The organism is Fundicoccus sp. Sow4_D5, assembly GCF_052116365.1.
Classification (GTDB): Bacteria; Bacillota; Bacilli; order Lactobacillales; family Aerococcaceae; genus Fundicoccus.
Genome location: NZ_JBQKLF010000001.1, coordinates 828,166 through 847,811, shown reverse-complemented (window position 1 = coordinate 847,811; position 19,646 = coordinate 828,166). Strand labels below are relative to the sequence as shown.

19 protein-coding genes and 1 other annotated feature are annotated in these 19,646 nt (G+C 36.4%); of the genes, 17 read left to right on the top strand and 2 right to left on the bottom strand.

Annotated elements, in window-relative coordinates:
* Window positions 1-11 precede the first annotated feature (11 nt).
* Window positions 12-458 (top strand): D-aminoacyl-tRNA deacylase, encoded by a 447-nt coding sequence (dtd, locus tag ACTQ45_RS03940; RefSeq protein WP_441762975.1) that lies wholly within the window; start codon window positions 12-14, stop codon window positions 456-458.
* Between the two features lie 150 nt (window positions 459-608).
* Here the strand turns inward: dtd and ACTQ45_RS03935 are convergent, their stop codons facing one another.
* Window positions 609-2,000, bottom strand: a complete 1,392-nt coding sequence (locus ACTQ45_RS03935; protein ID WP_441762974.1) for an N-acetylmuramoyl-L-alanine amidase — start codon at window positions 1,998-2,000, stop codon at window positions 609-611.
* 291 nt (window positions 2,001-2,291) lie between these two features.
* Window positions 2,292-2,486, top strand: a binding site (T-box leader).
* 45 nt (window positions 2,487-2,531) lie between these two features.
* Between ACTQ45_RS03935 and hisS the strand changes: the two genes are divergently transcribed.
* The 3 genes from hisS (at window position 2,532) to ACTQ45_RS03920 (ending at window position 6,601) form a co-directional block, all read left to right on the top strand.
* Complete coding sequence (gene hisS, locus ACTQ45_RS03930; protein WP_441750658.1) at window positions 2,532-3,857, top strand: histidine--tRNA ligase; 1,326 nt, start codon at window positions 2,532-2,534, stop codon at window positions 3,855-3,857.
* The gene (aspS, locus tag ACTQ45_RS03925) at window positions 3,857-5,638 is read left to right on the top strand and encodes an aspartate--tRNA ligase (RefSeq protein ID WP_441750657.1); all 1,782 of its coding nucleotides are present in this window, start codon (window positions 3,857-3,859) and stop codon (window positions 5,636-5,638) included. Before hisS ends, aspS begins: the two co-directional genes overlap by 1 nt.
* Before the next feature lie 72 nt (window positions 5,639-5,710).
* The gene (locus ACTQ45_RS03920; protein WP_441750656.1) at window positions 5,711-6,601 is read left to right on the top strand and encodes a deoxyribonuclease IV; all 891 of its coding nucleotides are present in this window, start codon (window positions 5,711-5,713) and stop codon (window positions 6,599-6,601) included.
* Window positions 6,602-6,654: 53 nt separating this feature from the next.
* Here the strand turns inward: ACTQ45_RS03920 and ACTQ45_RS03915 are convergent, their stop codons facing one another.
* Window positions 6,655-7,482, bottom strand: coding sequence for a pyruvate, water dikinase regulatory protein (locus tag ACTQ45_RS03915; RefSeq protein ID WP_441750655.1), 828 nt, complete (start codon window positions 7,480-7,482; stop codon window positions 6,655-6,657).
* Window positions 7,483-7,540: 58 nt separating this feature from the next.
* Between ACTQ45_RS03915 and ACTQ45_RS03910 the strand changes: the two genes are divergently transcribed.
* The 13 genes from ACTQ45_RS03910 to glyS all read left to right on the top strand — a co-directional run bounded on the left by ACTQ45_RS03910 (window position 7,541) and on the right by glyS (window position 19,630).
* Entirely contained in the window at window positions 7,541-8,038 is a 498-nt protein-coding gene (locus ACTQ45_RS03910; protein ID WP_441750654.1) for a Fur family transcriptional regulator, read from the top strand.
* A gap of 192 nt (window positions 8,039-8,230) precedes the next feature.
* Complete coding sequence (gene rpsU, locus ACTQ45_RS03905) at window positions 8,231-8,404, top strand: 30S ribosomal protein S21 (protein ID WP_441750653.1); 174 nt, start codon at window positions 8,231-8,233, stop codon at window positions 8,402-8,404.
* Window positions 8,405-9,367: 963 nt separating this feature from the next.
* Complete coding sequence (locus ACTQ45_RS03900; RefSeq protein ID WP_441750652.1) at window positions 9,368-9,517, top strand: hypothetical protein; 150 nt, start codon at window positions 9,368-9,370, stop codon at window positions 9,515-9,517.
* A complete protein-coding gene (locus tag ACTQ45_RS03895) occupies window positions 9,505-9,750 on the top strand; it encodes a hypothetical protein (RefSeq protein WP_441750651.1) in 246 nt (81 codons plus the stop codon). Before ACTQ45_RS03900 ends, ACTQ45_RS03895 begins: the two co-directional genes overlap by 13 nt.
* Window positions 9,750-10,136: a hypothetical protein gene (locus tag ACTQ45_RS03890; RefSeq protein WP_441750650.1), complete on the top strand. Its 387-nt coding sequence runs from the start codon at window positions 9,750-9,752 to the stop codon at window positions 10,134-10,136. Before ACTQ45_RS03895 ends, ACTQ45_RS03890 begins: the two co-directional genes overlap by 1 nt.
* Before the next feature lie 241 nt (window positions 10,137-10,377).
* Window positions 10,378-11,337, top strand: coding sequence for a PhoH family protein (locus ACTQ45_RS03885; RefSeq protein ID WP_441750649.1), 960 nt, complete (start codon window positions 10,378-10,380; stop codon window positions 11,335-11,337).
* A 34-nt stretch (window positions 11,338-11,371) separates the two neighbouring features.
* A complete protein-coding gene (locus ACTQ45_RS03880) occupies window positions 11,372-13,618 on the top strand; it encodes an HD family phosphohydrolase (RefSeq protein ID WP_441750648.1) in 2,247 nt (748 codons plus the stop codon).
* A gap of 24 nt (window positions 13,619-13,642) precedes the next feature.
* Complete coding sequence (gene ybeY / locus ACTQ45_RS03875) at window positions 13,643-14,182, top strand: rRNA maturation RNase YbeY (RefSeq protein WP_441750647.1); 540 nt, start codon at window positions 13,643-13,645, stop codon at window positions 14,180-14,182.
* Complete coding sequence (locus ACTQ45_RS03870) at window positions 14,166-14,573, top strand: diacylglycerol kinase family protein (protein ID WP_441750646.1); 408 nt, start codon at window positions 14,166-14,168, stop codon at window positions 14,571-14,573. Before ybeY ends, ACTQ45_RS03870 begins: the two co-directional genes overlap by 17 nt.
* A 14-nt stretch (window positions 14,574-14,587) precedes the next feature.
* Window positions 14,588-15,496, top strand: coding sequence for a GTPase Era (gene era / locus ACTQ45_RS03865; RefSeq protein WP_441750645.1), 909 nt, complete (start codon window positions 14,588-14,590; stop codon window positions 15,494-15,496).
* 23 nt (window positions 15,497-15,519) lie between these two features.
* Window positions 15,520-16,308: a DNA repair protein RecO gene (gene recO, locus ACTQ45_RS03860; protein ID WP_441750644.1), complete on the top strand. Its 789-nt coding sequence runs from the start codon at window positions 15,520-15,522 to the stop codon at window positions 16,306-16,308.
* Window positions 16,309-16,666: 358 nt separating this feature from the next.
* Complete coding sequence (gene glyQ / locus ACTQ45_RS03855; protein WP_441750788.1) at window positions 16,667-17,566, top strand: glycine--tRNA ligase subunit alpha; 900 nt, start codon at window positions 16,667-16,669, stop codon at window positions 17,564-17,566.
* Window positions 17,567-17,578: 12 nt separating this feature from the next.
* Window positions 17,579-19,630, top strand: coding sequence for a glycine--tRNA ligase subunit beta (gene glyS / locus ACTQ45_RS03850; protein ID WP_441750643.1), 2,052 nt, complete (start codon window positions 17,579-17,581; stop codon window positions 19,628-19,630).
* Window positions 19,631-19,646: the final 16 nt, after the last annotated feature.

Sequence of the window (19,646 nt, the reverse complement as noted above, 5' to 3'; positions counted from 1 at the left end):
AGGGCGTATCTATGAGAGTTGTAATCCAGAAAAGTTTGCAAAGTTCGGTAACGATTGATCAAGAAATTACAGGTCAAATCGAAAAAGGCTTTGTTTTATTAGTGGGAGTAACCCATGAAGATACTGAAGAAGATGCAGAATATTGTGCTCGTAAAATTGCTAAATTGCGTATTTTCGAAGACGAAGATGACAAGATGAATTTATCATTAAGCCAGGTAGGTGGCGAAATCTTATCAATTAGTCAATTCACCTTATTTGCGAATACACGTAAAGGTAATCGACCAAGCTTTACCGATTCAGCAAGACCAGAACAAGCAGAAGCGCTTTATGATTATTTCAATGACCAATTAAAAAATCAAGGCTTCAAAGTTGAAACTGGACGTTTCGGAGCAATGATGCAAGTATCCATTCTAAACGATGGGCCAGTCACTGTTTTAATCGATTCAAAAAACCCATAAAAATAAACCTTCATCCAGAGTAAATACTCCGGATGAAGGTTTATTTGTTTGCTAGATTTCAATAAATCGATGAGTCAACAGAAGAGCTACTTGATCTAAGTGGCGTTATTGAGTCAGACTCATCGTCTAATGTCTGATAAAATGGATAGACTATCTTAAAGCTTGGACTTGCTCGAAGTAATTAAGCAAACCGTCCGTAATTGCTGAAGCAACTAATTCATGGTAGTTCTCGCTGAAAATATATTGTAAGTCATTTTGATTACTCATATATCCTAATTCTAAGAGGATACTTGGACGAGTATTTTCACGTAAAACATGGTAGTTACCAAACATTACCCCAACATTTTCTAAAGGTAATGGTGTGATACTTTGATTAATTGCTTGTGCTAAACTTTCGTCTGCTTCGTGGTAATAATAGGTTGTTGTTCCGCTCCAAGTAGGATCTTCAGACCCATCGTAATGCAGGCTAATAAAAGCATCGACTTGATTCAAGTTACTTGCCTCAGCACGCTCTTCTAAGGCAACAAAGACATCGGTCGGTCGTGTCAACATCACAGTTGCTCCCTCAGCTTCAAGCTGAGCTTTCAAAGCCATAGCCGTATCAAATGTGGCAGATTTTTCATAAGCAGTACTGTTAGCATTGGTTGCGCCAGAATCCTCCCCGCCATGACCAGGATCCAACATAATCGTGGCTTGTGCTAAGCTGTTTGCAATAGGCCACTCCACGTGTCCAAGTGAGTAACTTGAAACTGACACACGGATAGAATCAAGATATCCTCGAATACCATCATCATCTTCAACTAAATAAAATTCATTACCATTTGCATCTTCGATTGTCTCAATCAGTGTAAACATCTGATTATATAGTGCATAATAAATGATTTCTGAATCAACAGCGGCTTCAGTTAATAGAGGTTCTTCATTTGAACGAATAACTACAGCTTTTTCAGCTTGAGCCCTTTGCTTTTCCAACTCATCACGGTTGTACACCGGTTGCGTTTCGACAACATCAAGCGCATCCTCTTCATCTATTACTGATTCAGCAGGTACAAGATTAACGAGACGAGTGGGGATATAACCGTATTGATTTTCAAAGGATACAAGTAACCAACCATTCGCTTCGTTTTGAACAAATAGATAAGTGCCAGTTTCAACTGTTATGATTTGTTCGGTCGTTTCGTCTTGACTAGAATAAATAGGGGTATTAATCAAAATTTGTGCCGCCATATTTTGATCTGATTCTAAAGAAGTGGACTCTAATAACCATTGAGGTATCCAGCCTTCCGTTCTTCCATCAACACGAACTTTGTACCAGCCATTGCGATTGGTTAGAATATTCACTTCGGTATTACTTTCCAATTGCAACAAGGCTTGAGAGTTTGTTGCCGGCTCCGTTCTTACAATTACATTGTCACGTTCGATAATTAATGCGGTGTTCGATAGCAGGACTGAAATACTCAATGCACTGATTAGAAAAATAGTGACTGTTAGCAATGGAGGGAAATAGTTGCGAGAGAACACAATTTTAAAAAACTGACGCATCAGTTGGATGTAAATCCCTCCTTTTCATGAAAACCTTATTAAAAACATAAGCTTATTATATAAACTTATAGCGTTGAATTCAAACATCCTCTTCATCTGTCATTTAACGGTAACACAACTGACAAGCAGATGATATAAACCGCTTTCAAACGATGGCTAATCTGTCCAACAAAATAGGAATAATAATCTGACAGCGAGAAAGATAAATGGTAAGTCGAATGAATAATTAAATTTTACTAAGAAAATTACTTGACTTTATGGACTAAAATCAGTAACCTATAGTAAATCATAGTTTATTCGATGAAGTAGATAAGTAATTAAGGCGAAATTTTAGAGAGCAATCCCCGAAGGCTGCAAGGGTGCGAGACTTAATGAAGACACTACGGAGAAGAGTAGTTAAAAGTTACTCCGTTCACCGCGTTAAGGTTAGAGGTAATGATACATTACAAATTTAGGTGGTACCACGCAAATTTCCGCGTCCTATGACAATTATTCGTCATAGGCGCTTTTTTTATATTCAGGAGGAAAATTATGTTAATTCAAAAAATGAAAGGGACAGAAGATATTCTGCCTCAAAACTCTTATAAATGGCAATTCGTTGAAGATTCAGCAAGAGCTGTATTTGACACTTACCAATTTAGAGAAATTCGTACACCGATGTTTGAAGCTTTCGACTTATTTAGTCGTACTGTTGGGGATACATCGGATATTGTTTCTAAAGAAATGTATGATTTTATGGATAAAGGAGATCGTCGCTTAGCTTTAAGACCAGAAGGTACTGCTCCTGTAGTAAGGGCTTATGTTGAACACAAGTTATTTGGACCAGAGCATCCACAACCTTTAAAAGTTTACTATATGGGGCCAATGTTCCGTTACGAAAGACCCCAAGCAGGACGTCAACGTCAATTTAACCAAATTGGTGTAGAAGTATTTGGTAGTAGAAATCCTGCAACTGATGCTGAAAGTATTGCTTTAGCATGGGATTACTTCCAAGAGTTAGGTATTGAAAAATTATCAATTCAATTGAACTCATTAGGTAAGCCAGAAGCAAGAGCGGCATACCGTGAAGCACTTGTTGCTTATTTCACACCAATACAAGATCAATTAAGTGCGGACTCACAACGTAGATTATCTGATAATCCATTAAGAATTTTAGACAGTAAAGATCCTAAAGATAAAGAGTTAGTAGCAGACGCACCTGTGATTTTAGAGTTTTTAAGTGAAGAGAGTCAAACACACTTTAGCCAAGTGCAAACCATGTTGAAGGCACTGGATATTCCATTTGAAATCAATCCGTTAATCGTTAGGGGTTTGGACTATTATCAAGATACAATTTTTGAAATTGTTGTCGAAGACGATACGATTGGATCACAATCAACAGTCTGTGGTGGTGGACGTTACGACGGATTAGTCGAACAATTAGGTGGACCATCTGCACCAGGCTTTGGTTTTGCAATGGGTGTTGAACGCTTAATGCTTCTATTGGAAGAACAAGAAGTTGACATTCCTACTGAAGAACCATTAGATGTTTACGTAATGGGCTTAGGCGAAGCAAGTAATGTGATGGCTTTACAACTTGTGCAAGCAGCTAGAACAGAAGGTCTGTTAGCAGAACGTGACTACTTAGGACGTAGCATGAAGTCACAATTTAAAACTGCTGCAAAGCTTCAAGCTAAATTGGTAATGACTGTCGGAGATAATGAAGTGGAACAACAAGTTGTTCAATTAAAAAATCAAGAAAATGGTAAACAATCGACTGTGAAACTGGATGAAATATTAAAAGATTTCTCAGGGGTTTACCGCCGTGCGACAGTTGACACGAGTGAAATAGATAAATATTTTAGAGGAGAATTATAATGAGTAAGCAAAGAACAGTATACTGTGGATTAATCGAACCATCTTTAGTCGGTCAAACGATTACGTTAAAAGGTTGGGTTCAAAAGCGTCGTGACCTTGGTGGTGTAATATTTGCGGATTTACGTGATCGTGAAGGCTTTTGTCAAGTAGTCTTTAATGCTGAATATTTAAGCAGCGACGAGATGGAAACAGCTGATAAATTACGTAGTGAATATGTAATTGAAGTAACAGGTACACTTAAAGAACGTGAAGCAACTCAAATCAACCCTAAAATTCCAACAGGACATTATGAATTGTTCGCGGAAGAACTGACTTTATTAGCCAAATCTAAAACACCACCTATATATATCGAAGATGATTTAGATGCTGACGAAGAAGTACGTTTACGTAATCGTGTATTAGATTTACGACGTCCGAAAATGTATAACAATTTAAAACTAAGACATCAAGTAACGCGTGCGATTCGTAACTACTTAGATCAATTAGACTTTATTGATGTAGAAACACCTTACTTAACAAAATCAACCCCAGAGGGTGCACGTGACTATTTAGTGCCAACTCGCCGTGAAGCAGGCAAGTTTTACGCCTTACCACAATCGCCACAATTATTTAAACAATTATTAATGGGTGCAGGATTTGACCGTTACTATCAAATCGTTCGTTGTTTCCGTGACGAAGATTTACGTGGAGATCGTCAACCAGAGTTTACTCAAGTCGATTTAGAAACAAGTTTCTTATCTCAAGCTGAGATTCAAAGCTTAACAGAAGAAATGTTAAAAGAAGTTGTTAAAGCAACTAAAGGAATCGAACTGATAGAAGCCTTCCCAACGATGACATACGAGAAAGCCATGGCTGAGTACGGAGTGGATAAACCAGATATTCGTTTTGAAATGAAATTGGTTGATTTTACAGATATGGCAGAAACATCAGAATTTGGTGTCTTTAAATCGGTCGCACAGAGTGGCGGTCAGGTCAAAGCAATTAACTTAAAAGGACAAGCCGATGCCTATACTCGTAAGACAGCAGATGGGTTAATTGATATTGTTAAACCATACGGAGCGAAAGGTTTAGCTTGGTTAAAAGTCACTGAAGAAGGCTTTAACGGACCAATTGCTAAGTTCTTTGCGGGAGAAGAAGAAAGTAAATTAATCACTGACCGTCTGAATGCGTCAGTGGGTGATATTCTATTTTTCGTAGCAGACAAAGCAGAGGTAGTGGCCGCTTCATTAGGTGAGTTACGTGTTCACTTAGCAAAAAAACATCAGCTGTTTGATCCGAATGCTTTAGAATTTTTATGGGTTACAGACTGGCCAATGTTTGAATATGACGAAGAAGAAGGGCGCTATGTCGCAATGCACCATATGTTTACTGCACCACAACACGATGATCCAGCAGCTGTGAAAGCAAAACCAGCAGAAGCATTAGCTCAAGCTTATGACATCGTCTTGAATGGTTATGAAATTGGTGGCGGAAGTATCCGTATCCACACCCTTGAAATGCAAGAACAAATCTTTGACTTAGTAGGCTTTACTCGCCAACAAGCAGAAGAGCAATTTGGCTTCTTATTAAATGCATTAGAATACGGCTTCCCTCCGCACGGTGGACTCGCTCTTGGTTTGGACCGTTTAGTAATGTTACTTGCAAATGAACCGAACATTCGTGAAGTGATTGCTTTTCCTAAAACAGGCCGTGGTGTTGATCTATTATCAAGTGCACCTGGTTATGTAGAAAACAGTCAATTGAATGAATTACACCTAAATATTCGTAGTCAAAAAGACTAAACACACTACCCAACTGGCATAGTCTAGTTGGGTTAAATTATTTAGAATAATAGTTAAAAGGAGAATGCATTCATGTTATTAGGTTCCCATGTTTCAATGAGTGGAAAAGAAATGTTGTTAGGTTCAGCTAAAGAAGCTGCGTCATATGGCTCCAATCTTTTCATGATTTATACAGGAGCACCGCAAAATACGCGCCGTAAAGACGTCTCGTTGTTCCGGTTAGAAGAAGCGAAGGCTTTCATGGCTGAACATGGCATTAAGTTCTGTACGGTTCACGCTCCTTATATCATCAATTTAGGCAATACAGTTAAGGAAGGTTATTTCGAATTTGCTACAGATTTTTTACGACAAGAAATTGAAAGAGTAGAGTATATCGGGGCGAAGCAGATTACCATGCATCCTGGTGCTCATGTGGGACAAGGAGTAGATAGTGGTATTGCACAAATTGTTCGGGGACTTAATGAAGTTTTGACCCCAGAGCAAACACCACAAATCGCTTTAGAAACCATGGCAGGTAAAGGTACTGAAATTGGCCGTAATTTTGAAGAATTAGCATGTATCATTGATGGAGTGACCTATAATGAAAAATTATCCATCACGCTGGATACTTGCCATGTCTATGATGCGGGTTATGACATTGTCAATGACTTAGACGGCGTATTAAATGATTTTGATAAGATAATTGGTTTAAATCGTTTGAAAGTTTTACATATCAATGACTCGAAGAATCCTTTTAAGAGTCATAAAGATCGTCATGCTAACATTGGGCAAGGAAGCATTGGTTTTGAAACTTTAAATCGTATTGTCCATCATCCGCAATTAACTCATATTCCGAAAATATTAGAAACCCCTTGGCTACCTTTAAATGAAAAGAAGAAAGTAGCGCCTTATCGTCATGAAATTCAAATGCTTAAGTCACAGACCTACAATCCAAACTTGATGACTGACATCATCGAACAATAATATAAAATCCCCTCAGTACTCAATTTGAGTACTGAGGGGATTTTAATTTGGGTTTAAAAGGAAAGGGGAACAAGTTTCATAATCTCTGAAATAATATGCGCTGATTCTTCAATACTTCGATCTGCCACGTTGATGACTGGACAGCCTAATGTACGGTAAACTTCATCTGCATAAGCTAATTCCTGTTGAACTCTTTCAGAAGAAGCATAACGAGAGCCTTCAGGAATACCGTATTCTAACATTCTTATTTCTCTGTGTTTATTCACTACGGAAACATTATTTGTCAAGCCGATGATTTTCGACTTGTTAATTTCAAAAAGAATATCTGGCAATTCATTTTCAGGTATTAAAGGTAAATTACATACTTTATATCCTAGAGTCGCTAAGTACATACTGAGCGGTGTTTTACCGGTTCTTGAAATGCCTAACAAGACGATTTCAGCTTCACCAATCCCTTTAGGATCTTTTCCATCATCATATTTCATACAAAACTCCATTGCTTCAATACGGTCAAAATACTCGTCAGACAGTTCATGTTGAGCACCAGCTAAAGACGTTGCTTCGATACCTAAACGACGTTGTATTTCTAACGTGAATGGTTGAATGAGATTGTAGCAAATCAATCCCGTTTCAATACACTTTTGTTCGACGTATTTAGCCAATTCCGAATTCGCAATTGTCATAAATAATAAACCATCATATTTCAACGCATCATGAGTGATTTCATCGATTTTTTCAATATTTGAAATAAAAGTATATTTGTGTAATACTGTTTTTGCTGATGGGAAATGCACAAGGGCAGCTCTGGCTACTTTCTGTGCTGTTTCACCAATCGAATCTGAGAGAATAAAATAGTGTAAGGTTTGATTTTTTTTATCCATGCAAATCCTCCTCTTCTATTCTCACATCATAGCATAAAATGAAAAAGGAGCAATGATGATGAAAGAAAAAAGCAAGCAAATTTCACAAACAAGTGAACTTGTAACTGCCGGTATCAAACAATTAAAAGCAGCTGGCTTTAAATTAACCAAAAAGCGACAAGAAATCATCGAACTGTTCGCACAAACTCAACGCTATTTAAGTGCAACTCACATTCATCAAGAAATGAGTGAACGTTATCCAACGATGAGTTATAATACGACGTATCGTAATATTTATGACTTCGTGGAAATTGGTTTATTAGAATCAACTGAATATAATCAAGAACAACTTTTCCGTTTTGACTGCTATTTATTAAATGAAAAGAAAGTAGAAAATCATCATCATCACCATTTTATTTGTCGTGAGTGTGGCTTAACGCTATTATTAGATGCTTGTCCGATGCAACAAGTGACGACTGATTTAACTGGAGTTGTGATTGAATCACATCGATTTGAAGTGTTTGGATTATGCCGAGAATGTGCAAGCAAACTTTCGGCAAATCATGCAGTACCATAAGGGGAAAACTATATTTTTTAATAAAACAAGTCTATTTATCAAATAAAGTTAAAAAAAATATTAAAATTCGTCATATTCATTTGGAAAATAGCTTGAAAATGATTCGGTTTTTGCTATAATGTTAGAAGGACTTTATTTAGAAACTTTATTTCTAATGAAGGGTTACTAAAAGCTCGGAGGGAGGGGAACCATATGTCAAAAACAGTTATTCGCGATAACGAATCATTGGATGACGCTCTTCGTCGCTTCAAGCGTAACGTTTCAAAAACAGGTACTTTAAGAGAGGCTCGTAAACGCGAGTATTATGAAAAACCAAGTGTTAAACGAAAATTGAAATCTGAAGCAGCTCGTAAAAGAAAGTTTTAGTATCTGGTAAAGGCTGATTGTAAGGTTAATTATGGTCAATCTTATCATGAACGTTAAGCAAGCGATGAAAACTAAAGACTAAGAACCCTAAAAATCATTCGGATGCTGAAAGCAGCACTGCAAAATGAGCAGATTAACTAATCTGATTCCGTATCAACCGATCAGGAGATAACCGCAATTGCACGCGAAAGAAAGCAGCCAAACGATACTTTAGCTGAATTTAATCCGTTTAGTCTCTAGGATTTTCGGGTTAAATTCTCCATGAAATACCCATCGTCGAATGAACTTTTAACAAAATCTTTTTAGAATTTGTTAAAGTTCTAGTAAAACGATGCCTAAACTTAAAGGTCAAGCAGATGGAATTATGGTGAAATGCATAACGCGATCACTATAGCGCTAGATGCTGCTTTAAAAATTAAGCGTCTCATTTTTTAATGGGACGCTTTTTCTGTACTTAAAATTAAATACTCAACTAACTGTTCTCGAAACAGCAAATTAAGGCATAAATAACTTGTTAACAATGTCTATAAGTAGTCATTTAAAATAAAAAGTGAACTTAACTCAACGAATATTAAGCACTCAACCTGTCCTAATAGACTAAAGAAAGCCTATTGCTATGAAATTGATCGGTAAGTTTATATCTGTCGTGTCAAGTTGTTGCATCCAGGAGCACTGTGAATAAAGTTCAACTATCTTATCACAATAATATAATATAGAGTTGTATTGCAGTCGTTTGGCGGCGTTTACAATCGGTAGCTATTGGGGGCTATTCAAGTTGAATAGAGAATTGATTAGAAAAGTTACTTTCGCGTTACCAATTACGAAGGCATACTTAACAACTAGGTTGTTAAGCATAATGATAAATTAAAAGGAGCTTTCTATATTGAACAATTAATCCCTTATATACTTGCATTTTTCGGTGGTATTTTCGACGCTGTTTTTGGAGGAGCAACCGTATTTATAATGTTTGGTTTTTTTGGTCTGATTGGAATTGGCTTAATCGTTTCGACAGGGTCAGATGTGTTTTTAAATACAGTGGTCTTAAGTCCTATCATTAGTTCTGAAATATCATTTGCTGGGGCAGTTGCAGCAGCTGCTTATTGGGCAAGGTGACACGAGAGAAAGAGAAATTAGATTCAACGGCAGAAATTTTCGATGGCTCTAATATTTTTGCTCCATTAGTAACCACAAATAATGTGGGCGTATTACTAGTCGCAGGAGTATTTGGTGTTTTAGGTTACACAATAACTTCATTATTAAATGGATCAGGTTTCCTAGCAGATAATATTGCAGTAGGGGGTGTAGGGACAAACATCTTAGCTAGATTATTATTTGGCGAAGTTTAGTGAGTCAACTACCAGCTGACGTTAGTAAAGTTGAATTATTAACGAAACCACTAATGTTCAATATGATTTGGAGCTTTGCTTTAGCGGTTATCATCGGTGGTGTGATTGATGTCATTCAAATCCCGCTATTCGGCTTTGTTTTAGGGGCATTCGTCCTAATCTTTATTGCAGCCGGTATCAATATACCTATGGTACATCATATCGCTTTAATCGCAGACATTGCGATGTTAACTTTCGATAATGTTTGGCTGGCTGGAGTATTTGGTGTGATGGCCAATTTGCTTTGTGACTTTATCGGCATACACATTAACGCTAGAGTTCGATCACATATTGATCCACCTGCAGCAGCGATTATCATTTTAAGTTTAGTGTTAGCTTTTATATAAATTCAACACAAACTAGTATGAACAGTTTATTACTGTTGATACTAGTTTTTTTGTTGCCATTATTAAACAAACTCTTCAAAAGGAAGCCCCTTATTTTTCCGAGTATGGCTAATCGATCTGTGGAGGAATCAAAAGAAGCTACTCAAGCTTCACGATGGCTAAACTAATCGATTTAATTTGTTCAAATTTCCGCTCAGTTGTGATATTGTTAGATTATTCAAACTGAAAAGGAGACAACTATTTGAGTGAAACTAATAATTTTTCGAGTCAACTGATTGTCACTAACCCCAATTGGCTAATTGCTTTATTGGGCACACAGGATAAGTACGTTAATTTAATAGAAGATAACTTTGCAGTCACCATTGCAAATCGAGGCGAAATGATTAATCTGTCGGGCGAAAACGAACAAGAAGTCGAACAAGTCCGTCAACTCTTATTAAATTTACTACAATTAATGGAACGAAACATTACACCACGGACGATGGATGTCATGACCGCCATTAAAATGACTCAGAATAACACCTTAGATTATTTTTTAAATTTATATGACGAAGTAGTAGGGCGAGCTGCAGACGGTAAAGCAATTCGAGTGAAAAACTTTGGACAATTACAATATGTTAAAGCTGTCGAAACACACGATGTCGTTTTTGGAATAGGACCAGCCGGAACTGGTAAAACATTTCTAGCAGTTGTTCTTGCCGTACAAGCATTACGAGAAGGCACCGTTAAAAAAATTATATTAACAAGACCGGCCGTTGAAGCTGGAGAAAGCCTTGGCTTTTTACCTGGGGATTTGAAAGAAAAAGTCGATCCGTATTTAAGACCGATTTATGATGCCTTATATACTATATATGGGACAGAGCAGACCAATCGCTTAATGGAAAGAGGCATTATTGAAATAGCCCCTCTAGCTTACATGCGTGGACGAACATTAGACGATGCTTATGTTATCCTGGATGAAGCTCAAAACACAACAATTGCACAAATGAAAATGTTTTTAACCCGTTTAGGTTTTGGATCTAAAATGATTATTAACGGCGATAAGACTCAAATTGACTTGCCAAACGGAGTGAAATCAGGTTTGATTGATGCAGAACATAAATTAAATAATGTACGACGAATTTCTTTCGTGCAATTCGATGAGTTCGATGTGGTGCGTCATCCGGTGGTCGCGGATATAATAAGAGCTTACAATGAATAATTAGTTTTCTGTCATTAAAGAATGGAGGAATTGGATGAACCGTAGATTACAACGTTTTCAAGCGTTACTCGGACATTATTATATTCCACTCATGAGTTTCATTTTGTCACTTTCAATTATTCTCTTAGGCTATTCAAATGTACAACCTATTGAGTATAATTTTCAACTTAATCAAGTCGCTCAAGATACAATCTTAGCTCCTGTCACTACTGAGGATGTCGAACAGACTGAGTTGAATAGACAAAGGGCGAAAGATGCTGTGAATGATGTCTATTTATATCAAGAAGATATTCGAACGCAACAGCTAATGATTATCGAACAATATTTTAGTTTTATTCGCCAGTTAAAGAATGAATCTCATTCAAAAGAATCAATTCAAGCGCTAATAGAGGATAATGCTCAATTAATTGAGTCTGGCGTTATCGAGCGAACATTATTAAATCAATTTGCTAATGTCAATCGACCACAAGGACAGACTGTTACTTTTATGCAATTGGATGCGGTCGAGCAACTATTAGTTTATGAAATTAAATTATCCGATCAAGTAGATGGTATAAAATACTTAGGCAATAACATTAGTACGTCAACTTTGAGTCATATACTGTCAATCGATTCTGAAACATTATCTGCCTTTCAATCAACTTTGACTGAACTGGTAGCTAAAACTTTAGCTGAAGAGATTCAAGCAAATAATATTGAAGGTCATATTAATATAGGTGAACAAAACATTAGCAATGCTTCTTACAGTTTAGACGCGAGACTCGCTTTAACTGATTTTCTTAACGGTTTGATTATACCCACGATGACTTATAGTGAAAGCGAAACTGAAAGACGCCGTGAAGAAGTGGCTAATGCAGTACAACCTAGCTATATCCTACAAGGACAAGTAATCATTCAAGAAGGACACATCATTGGTGACGATACGATGCGCCAATTAGAAATTTATGGTTTCTTAGATCAGGCCTCTCAAAATACATTGGCTTACGCATTTTATAGCACAGTCATCTTCCATGGTATCGTAATGATAATTGTCTTTACGAAACGCTTTAAGTGGTCAGAAATCGATTTAGCCAAGCAAAATATGGAAGCTACAGCTTATACATTGGTGATGTTATTTGGTTTTGCTTTGTTAAAAGGCTTCCATTTAATGCAATCAAGTGGCTTAACGTATGCAACATTAGTCGTACCAGTGTTTTTGATTCCCTTTATGATAACACCACGAACCAATCCAAGAATTGGCATTCTATCTGTGTTATTTTTTAATATACTCGCCTTATTTGTAGTAAACGGATATGATAATTTAACAGTTATCACATTAACGACACTGTATTATTTTTTCAGTAGCATTTTAGGAATGATGTTTGTATTAAAAAAAGGAAGCTATCGTTACAATTTCTATGAATTCTTTTTACCTTTGTTTTTATGGCATTTAGCTATTGCGGTACCTTTGTTACTGAGTTTAAATGTCAATGTATTCTCGGAACAAGGAACAAGTATCATTTTGTTAATGGTAACGAATGTACTTTTTGTCAATATGATTTTATTTTTTGTGACACCGTATTGGGAACAGTTGTTAGTTGATAAAGCAGCTTTAACATTAAATCAACTTGGAAACTTAAATCATCCATTACTCAAGCGTCTGATTGAAAATTCTCCAGGTACCTACCATCATAGTATTCTAGTTGCTAATTTAAGCGCGAATGCGGTGGAAGCTATCGGAGGCGATTCATTATTGACGAGAGTAGCGGCCTATTACCATGATATTGGAAAAACAGTTCATCCTCGCTTTTTTACAGAAAATGTCAATTCAGGCATGGAATCACCACACCAAATGATTGCTTCACAAGAAAGTGCGGCAATTATTATGGGACATGTAACTGAAGGGACAAAGATCCTAGAGGAGAGTTCAATGCCAAAAAGTATTATTGATATTTGTATGCAGCATCATGGAACGACATTGGTGAAGTATTTTTATTACCAAGCTAGAAAAGATAATCCAACTGTTAATGAATGTGATTTTAGATATCCAGGACCAAAACCTCAAACAAAGGAAGCAGCAATTGTAATGATTGCAGATTCGGTTGAGGCAGCGTCGCGTTCATTAAAAGAATACAATCAAAAATCAATAGAAACTTTAATAGATAATATCATTGATGATAAAATAAATGATGATCAATTTTCTGATTGTGATTTAACAGTAAATGATTTAAAAATTGCTAGACGCTCGTTAATATCAGGAGTAGCCGGCATGTACCATACTCGAGTAGAGTATCCGAAATAAAACGCAATGAATGGAGAATTTTAGATGATTATCGATATTATTGATGATGAGAGATATTTAACAACCGAACAAGTCACATTGATTCAAGAGGTAGTTGAATTAACAGCTAAATACTTAAAGATGACTGGGGAAATTGAAGTGGATATTTCGATTGTGTCGAATGAGGAAATACATCAATTAAATTTAGAGTATCGACAAATCGATCGTCCAACAGATGTTCTAAGTTTTGCTTTAGAAGAAGTGAGTAGTGAGTTTGATATCACAGATTTCAGCTCATTCACATTAGACTCAGAGTTTACTGAAGATGAGAAAGAAGTTTTACTCGACGATGATCAATCACTTGAACAAGCTATGCCAAGACATTTAGGTGACATCATCATCTCTTACCCTAAAGCGCACGAGCAAGCGGTTGAATATCAACATTCATTTGAAAGAGAGCTTGCTTTTCTGGCAGTTCACGGCTTTCTACATTTAAATGGATTTGATCATCAGACAAAAGAAGAAGAAGCCGCCATGTTTGGTATTCAAGAAGAGGTGCTAAGTCAGCATGGTCTCACCCGATAAACAATTTATAAGAGATAAAAGTCGCTCCTTAGCCACGTCTTTTAAAGATGCTTTTGCAGGTTTAAACTATACGTTTAATAATGAGCGTAATTTTCGAATTCACACTGTCGTGACACTTTTAGTCGTTACGGCAGGTTTTGTTCTTAATATCAATAAAATGGAATGGCTAGTAGTTATTTTATGCATTAGTCTTGTTATGGCAGCAGAGTTAGTCAATACTGCCATTGAGACAACGGTTGATTTAATTGTAGGAAGTACATACCATGAACTCGCTAGAATTGCTAAAGATGTTTCGGCCGCTGCAGTAGTTTTATCTGCACTCTTAGCCGTTGTTATTGGATTTGTCGTATTCCTGCCATATATTTGGCAATTATTTATCAGTTTTTTATAAGAATAGGAGTAATTATGAAAGAAAAGCAAGCATTTAAATCAGGTTTCGTCGCAATTATAGGTCGTCCAAACGTAGGGAAATCTACATTACTTAACCGTATCGTAGGACAAAAAATTGCCATTATGTCTGATAAAGCACAAACTACAAGAAATAAAATTCAAGGTGTCTTCACTGATGATGATTCACAAATTATTTTTATTGATACACCAGGAATTCACAAGCCGAAGCATGCATTAGGAGATTTTATGCTAAAAACGGCATATAGCGCCTTAAAAGGGGTTGATGCGGTTTTAGTCGTTGTGAATGCAACAGAGAAAATTGGACCTGGAGATCGATTAGTTATAGAAAAAGCTAAACATAGTCCAGTACCAGTTTACTTATTAATTAACAAAATTGACTTAGTACATCCTGATGAGTTATTTGCGATTATTGATTCATTCAAAAATGAGCATGACTTTGATGAAATTTTCCCTATCAGTGCCAAGGAAGGTAGCAATGTTCCTGAGTTAGTAAATAATTTGAAGAATATTATTCCAGAAGGGCCACAATATTATCCTGCCGATCAAGTAATGGATCACCCAGAATATTTCGTTGTGGCGGAATTTATTCGTGAAAAGATTTTAATGTTAACTCGTGAAGAAATCCCTCACTCGGTAGCTGTTCAGGTTCAGAGCATGCAACGTAATGAAGACGGGAAAATTGAAGTTCAAGCAACTATAATTGTAGAACGTAAAAGTCAAAAAGGGATTATCATTGGCGCTCAAGGAAGTATGATTAAAAAAATTGGCCAATTAGCACGTCGTGATATTGAGACGTTGTTGGATGATAAAGTCTATCTAGACTTATGGGTTAAAATTCAAAAGAATTGGCGTGATCGTCAGTCAAACCTTATGGATTACGGCTACAGACCAGATAATTATTAATCTTAGGACAAAGGAGTGAAGGGATGAATGAGCGTTTTGAGGGGATTGTATTGTTTAAACGAAAGCATCGCGAACATGATGCTTTAGTCAAAATTTTTACTAATGATTTTGGGACCCGTATGTTTTTCGTTAAACGCTTAGAGAAACCTAATCATCCTTTAGCTAGTCAATTGATTCCTTTAACAATTAATGATTATATCGGCACGATTAATCTAGATGGACTTTCATTTTTAAGAGAGGCGTCTACGTTAGAGTTTAATCGCAAAGTCCAAGAGAATTTCATGACTCAAGCTTATGCTGCTTATGTTTCACAGCTGGTAGATGCAGCGGTTGACGATAATGTGCCACATAGAAAATTATATGAAGTATTCAAATTAGCTCTACAACAGATGAATCTGGATAAGTCACCAGAAGTGATTACAGCTTTCATAGAAATCTATCTATTGCCTGAATTTGGCACGCATATCCAATGGCATCAATGCGTGATCTGCGGATCCACGCAACAACCATTTGATTTTAGTATAAGAAGGCAAGGAGTCTTGTGTGAAAAGCATTTTCATGAAGATGATTTTCGACTAAGAATCTCACCCAGAGCGATGTATGTAGCAAGTGTTTTGGCAAAAGCCGAATTAACTCAAATTCAATCAGTGAATGTTTCTTCAGAAACTCTGACAAACATTAAACGACTTATGGATGAAATTTATCAAGAATTCGTTGGATTGAGATTAAAAAGCAAAAGTTACTTAGATCAAATGTTAGAAGTTAATCAATCGATGGTGAGTTTATTAGAAAAGCGTCAAAAGCCATTATGAGGCATTTTTGTAATTACTGACTGTTAAACTTGACATTCGAAACTTTAACTTTAGTTTCATTGACATTTGAAAGTGAAGTTAGTAAAATAAGTATCACATCCAAAACATATAGTAAAGAAAGTTCAGCGACTCTAGGACAGTGCAAGCTAGAGCAATTTCGATGGCTGTTTTGGAACAATTTAATCTATCAATAAAGTGCTAGTGTTTACTAGAATTAGGGTGGAACCGCGAATTCAATTCGTCCCTATGATTAACAGATAATCGCTTATCTATTAATCATAGGGATTTTTTGTGGGTAAATGTACTTTAAGAAAGTGGATAGCACTTGTATAACAGTATAAGAGTGAGGAGAAAGATTATTATGCAAAAGAGAACCGTTCAATCAATTATTTTAACTTTGCAGCAGTTTTGGTCAGAACAAGGTTGCTTAATTTTACAAAGTTATGACACTGAAAAGGGTGCAGGGACAATGAGTCCTTATACGTTTTTACGTGCTGTTGGTCCTGAACCTTGGAATGCAGCTTACGTTGAGCCGTCAAGAAGGCCAGCGGACGGACGTTATGGAGAAAATCCGAACCGTTTATACCAACATCATCAATTTCAAGTGGTTATGAAGCCTTCACCATTAAATATTCAAGAACTTTACTTAGAAAGCTTAGTCGCCATTGGTATTGATCCTTTGGCACACGATATTCGTTTCGTTGAAGATAACTGGGAAAACCCTTCATTAGGTTGTGCTGGATTGGGTTGGGAAGTATGGATTGATGGTATGGAAATTACTCAATTTACTTATTTCCAACAAGTTGGTGGATTAAAATGTGATCCAGTGACAAGTGAACTTACTTATGGTCTTGAAAGATTAGCAATGTACATTCTTGATGTTGAAAATGTTTATGATCTTGATTGGATTGATGGCGTTAAATATGGTGATATATTCCTACAACCTGAGCGTGAACATTCTACTTATTCTTTTGAGCACAGTAATACAGAGATGTTATTTAAACAATTTGAAGCGTATGAAGAAGAAGCACTAAAGTTGATTGAATTACGTTTAGTTCATCCTGCCTATGATTACATCCTGAAATGTTCTCATACATTTAATTTACTTGATGCTCGTGGCTATATATCTGTTTCAGATCGACCAGGTTATCTTGGTCGCATTCGTAAGATGGCTCGTAATATTGCGAAAACATTTGTTGAAGAAAGAGAAGCACTTGGTTTCCCATTATTACATGAGAACCAATCGGTTGTTGAATAAGGAGGAAATGAGATGGCAAAACAATATTTACTAGAAATTGGATTAGAAGAAGTCCCTGCTCGTTTCTTGTTAAGTTTAAGTGAGCAATTAAAAGAACGTTTGGCAACATTCTTGACAGAAGAAAGAATTTCTTTTAGTCATATCAATAGCTATGCGACACCAAGACGTCTAGCAGTTATTGTAGAGAATATAGCTGAAAAGCAAGCAGACTTAAATGAACGTGTTAAAGGACCTTCAATTAAACTAGCTAAAGATGACACAGGTGCGTGGTCAAAAGCAGCACAAGGCTTTACACGTGGCCAAAAAGCAACACTAGATGACTTGGTTATCGAGGGTGATTATGTCTACATCGATAAATTTGTAGCAGGTGCATCAGTTGAGAGTGTTCTAACAAACGTTGATTCTGTATTAAAGAATATGACATTCCCTGTTGCGATGCACTGGAGTAATGTTCCTACTCCATTTATCCGTCCAATTCATTGGATGGTGTCACTGTTAGATACTCAAGTGATTCCATTTGAATTTGTTGGTGTTAAAGCAAGTAATGTTACTAAAGGTCACCGATTTTTAGGACACGATGTCACAATCAATCAACCAAGTGACTATTTAGCAAGTCTTAAAGAACAATTTGTGTTAGCAGACTTTGATGAAAGACGTACACTAATACGTGAACAAGTAGAAGCGATTGCCGATGCAAACTCGTGGGATGTTCCAATAGATGACGCTCTTTTAGAGGAAGTGACTGCTATTGTTGAATGGCCGACAGCATTTTATGGTGAATTTGAAGAAGAATATCTAGCTGTACCAGAAAGTGTGCTAATTACAGCGATGAAAGATCACCAACGTTACTTCTATGCTATATCAAAAGAAACTGGACGTTTATTGCCAGTGTTTATTTCAGTTCGTAATGGTAATGCAGAACATATTGAAAATGTTATCAAAGGGAACCGTAAAGTTCTTAAAGCTCGATTAGAAGACGCATTGTTCTTCTATCAAGAAGACTTAAGTCATGATTTAACATACTACCTTGAAAAACTCTCTACAGTGAATGAACACGTTAAAATTGGTTCTTTTGCTCAAAAGCAAGCGCGGGTAAAAAAAGGGATTGAAATACTTGGTGAAATTCTTGAATCAAGTAATATTTCATCAGAAACGATTGCTACGAGTGCTCGTGCGGCACTTATCTATAAGTTTGATTTATTAACTCAAACTGTTGGGGAATTTGATGAGCTGCAAGGACAATTAGGAAAAATCTATGCAACTTATTTTGGAGAGAGTGAAGCAGTAGCGGCGGCTATTGGTAGTCAGTATTTACCAGTAACTAGTGGCGGAAAGCTTCCAGATACGACTGCCGGAGCAATGCTAGCCCTTATTGATAAGTTAGATACACTAGCAAATTATTTTAGTATTGAATTAATTCCTACTGGTTCGAATGACCCATATGCCTTAAGACGTAAAGCGCTTGGGATTGTTGAAATCATTCTAGATCAAGCATGGAATTTTGATATAATTGAATTACTTAATAAAGTGAGTGTCGAAAATCAATCTGAAGACTGGATTATTTTTAAAGATAAATTAGTCAACTTTATTAAAGGTAGAGTACAACAACATCTTGAAACTGATCAAATTGACCATGATATCATTCAAGCTGTTTCAAAAGTATCCCATTTAAATGTATACTATATAGTAGAGAGTGCACACCAGTTGCAATCTTTAAAAAATACACAAGCTAGTGACTATCGATCAATGGTAGAAGCAATGACGCGTGTGGTTAATTTAGGGTCGAAAGTTAAAGAAATGACGGAAGTAAATCTGAACTTAGCTGAAACAGTTTCGGAAACTAACTTACTTAAACAACTACAAACGTTAACAGCAACGAGTCCCAAAGAGATATTAGCTCAATTTTCAAGTTTAGTTGAGAAAATAAACGACTACTTTGAGCATAATATGGTAAATGCTGAAGATGAACAATTGAAAAAAAATCGTCAAGCAACAATGAAATGTTTAACTCAGTTCATTATGCAAATGGTAGATCCAAGAGAATTAATTAGTAAATTTGATTAAATATTATAATAATATG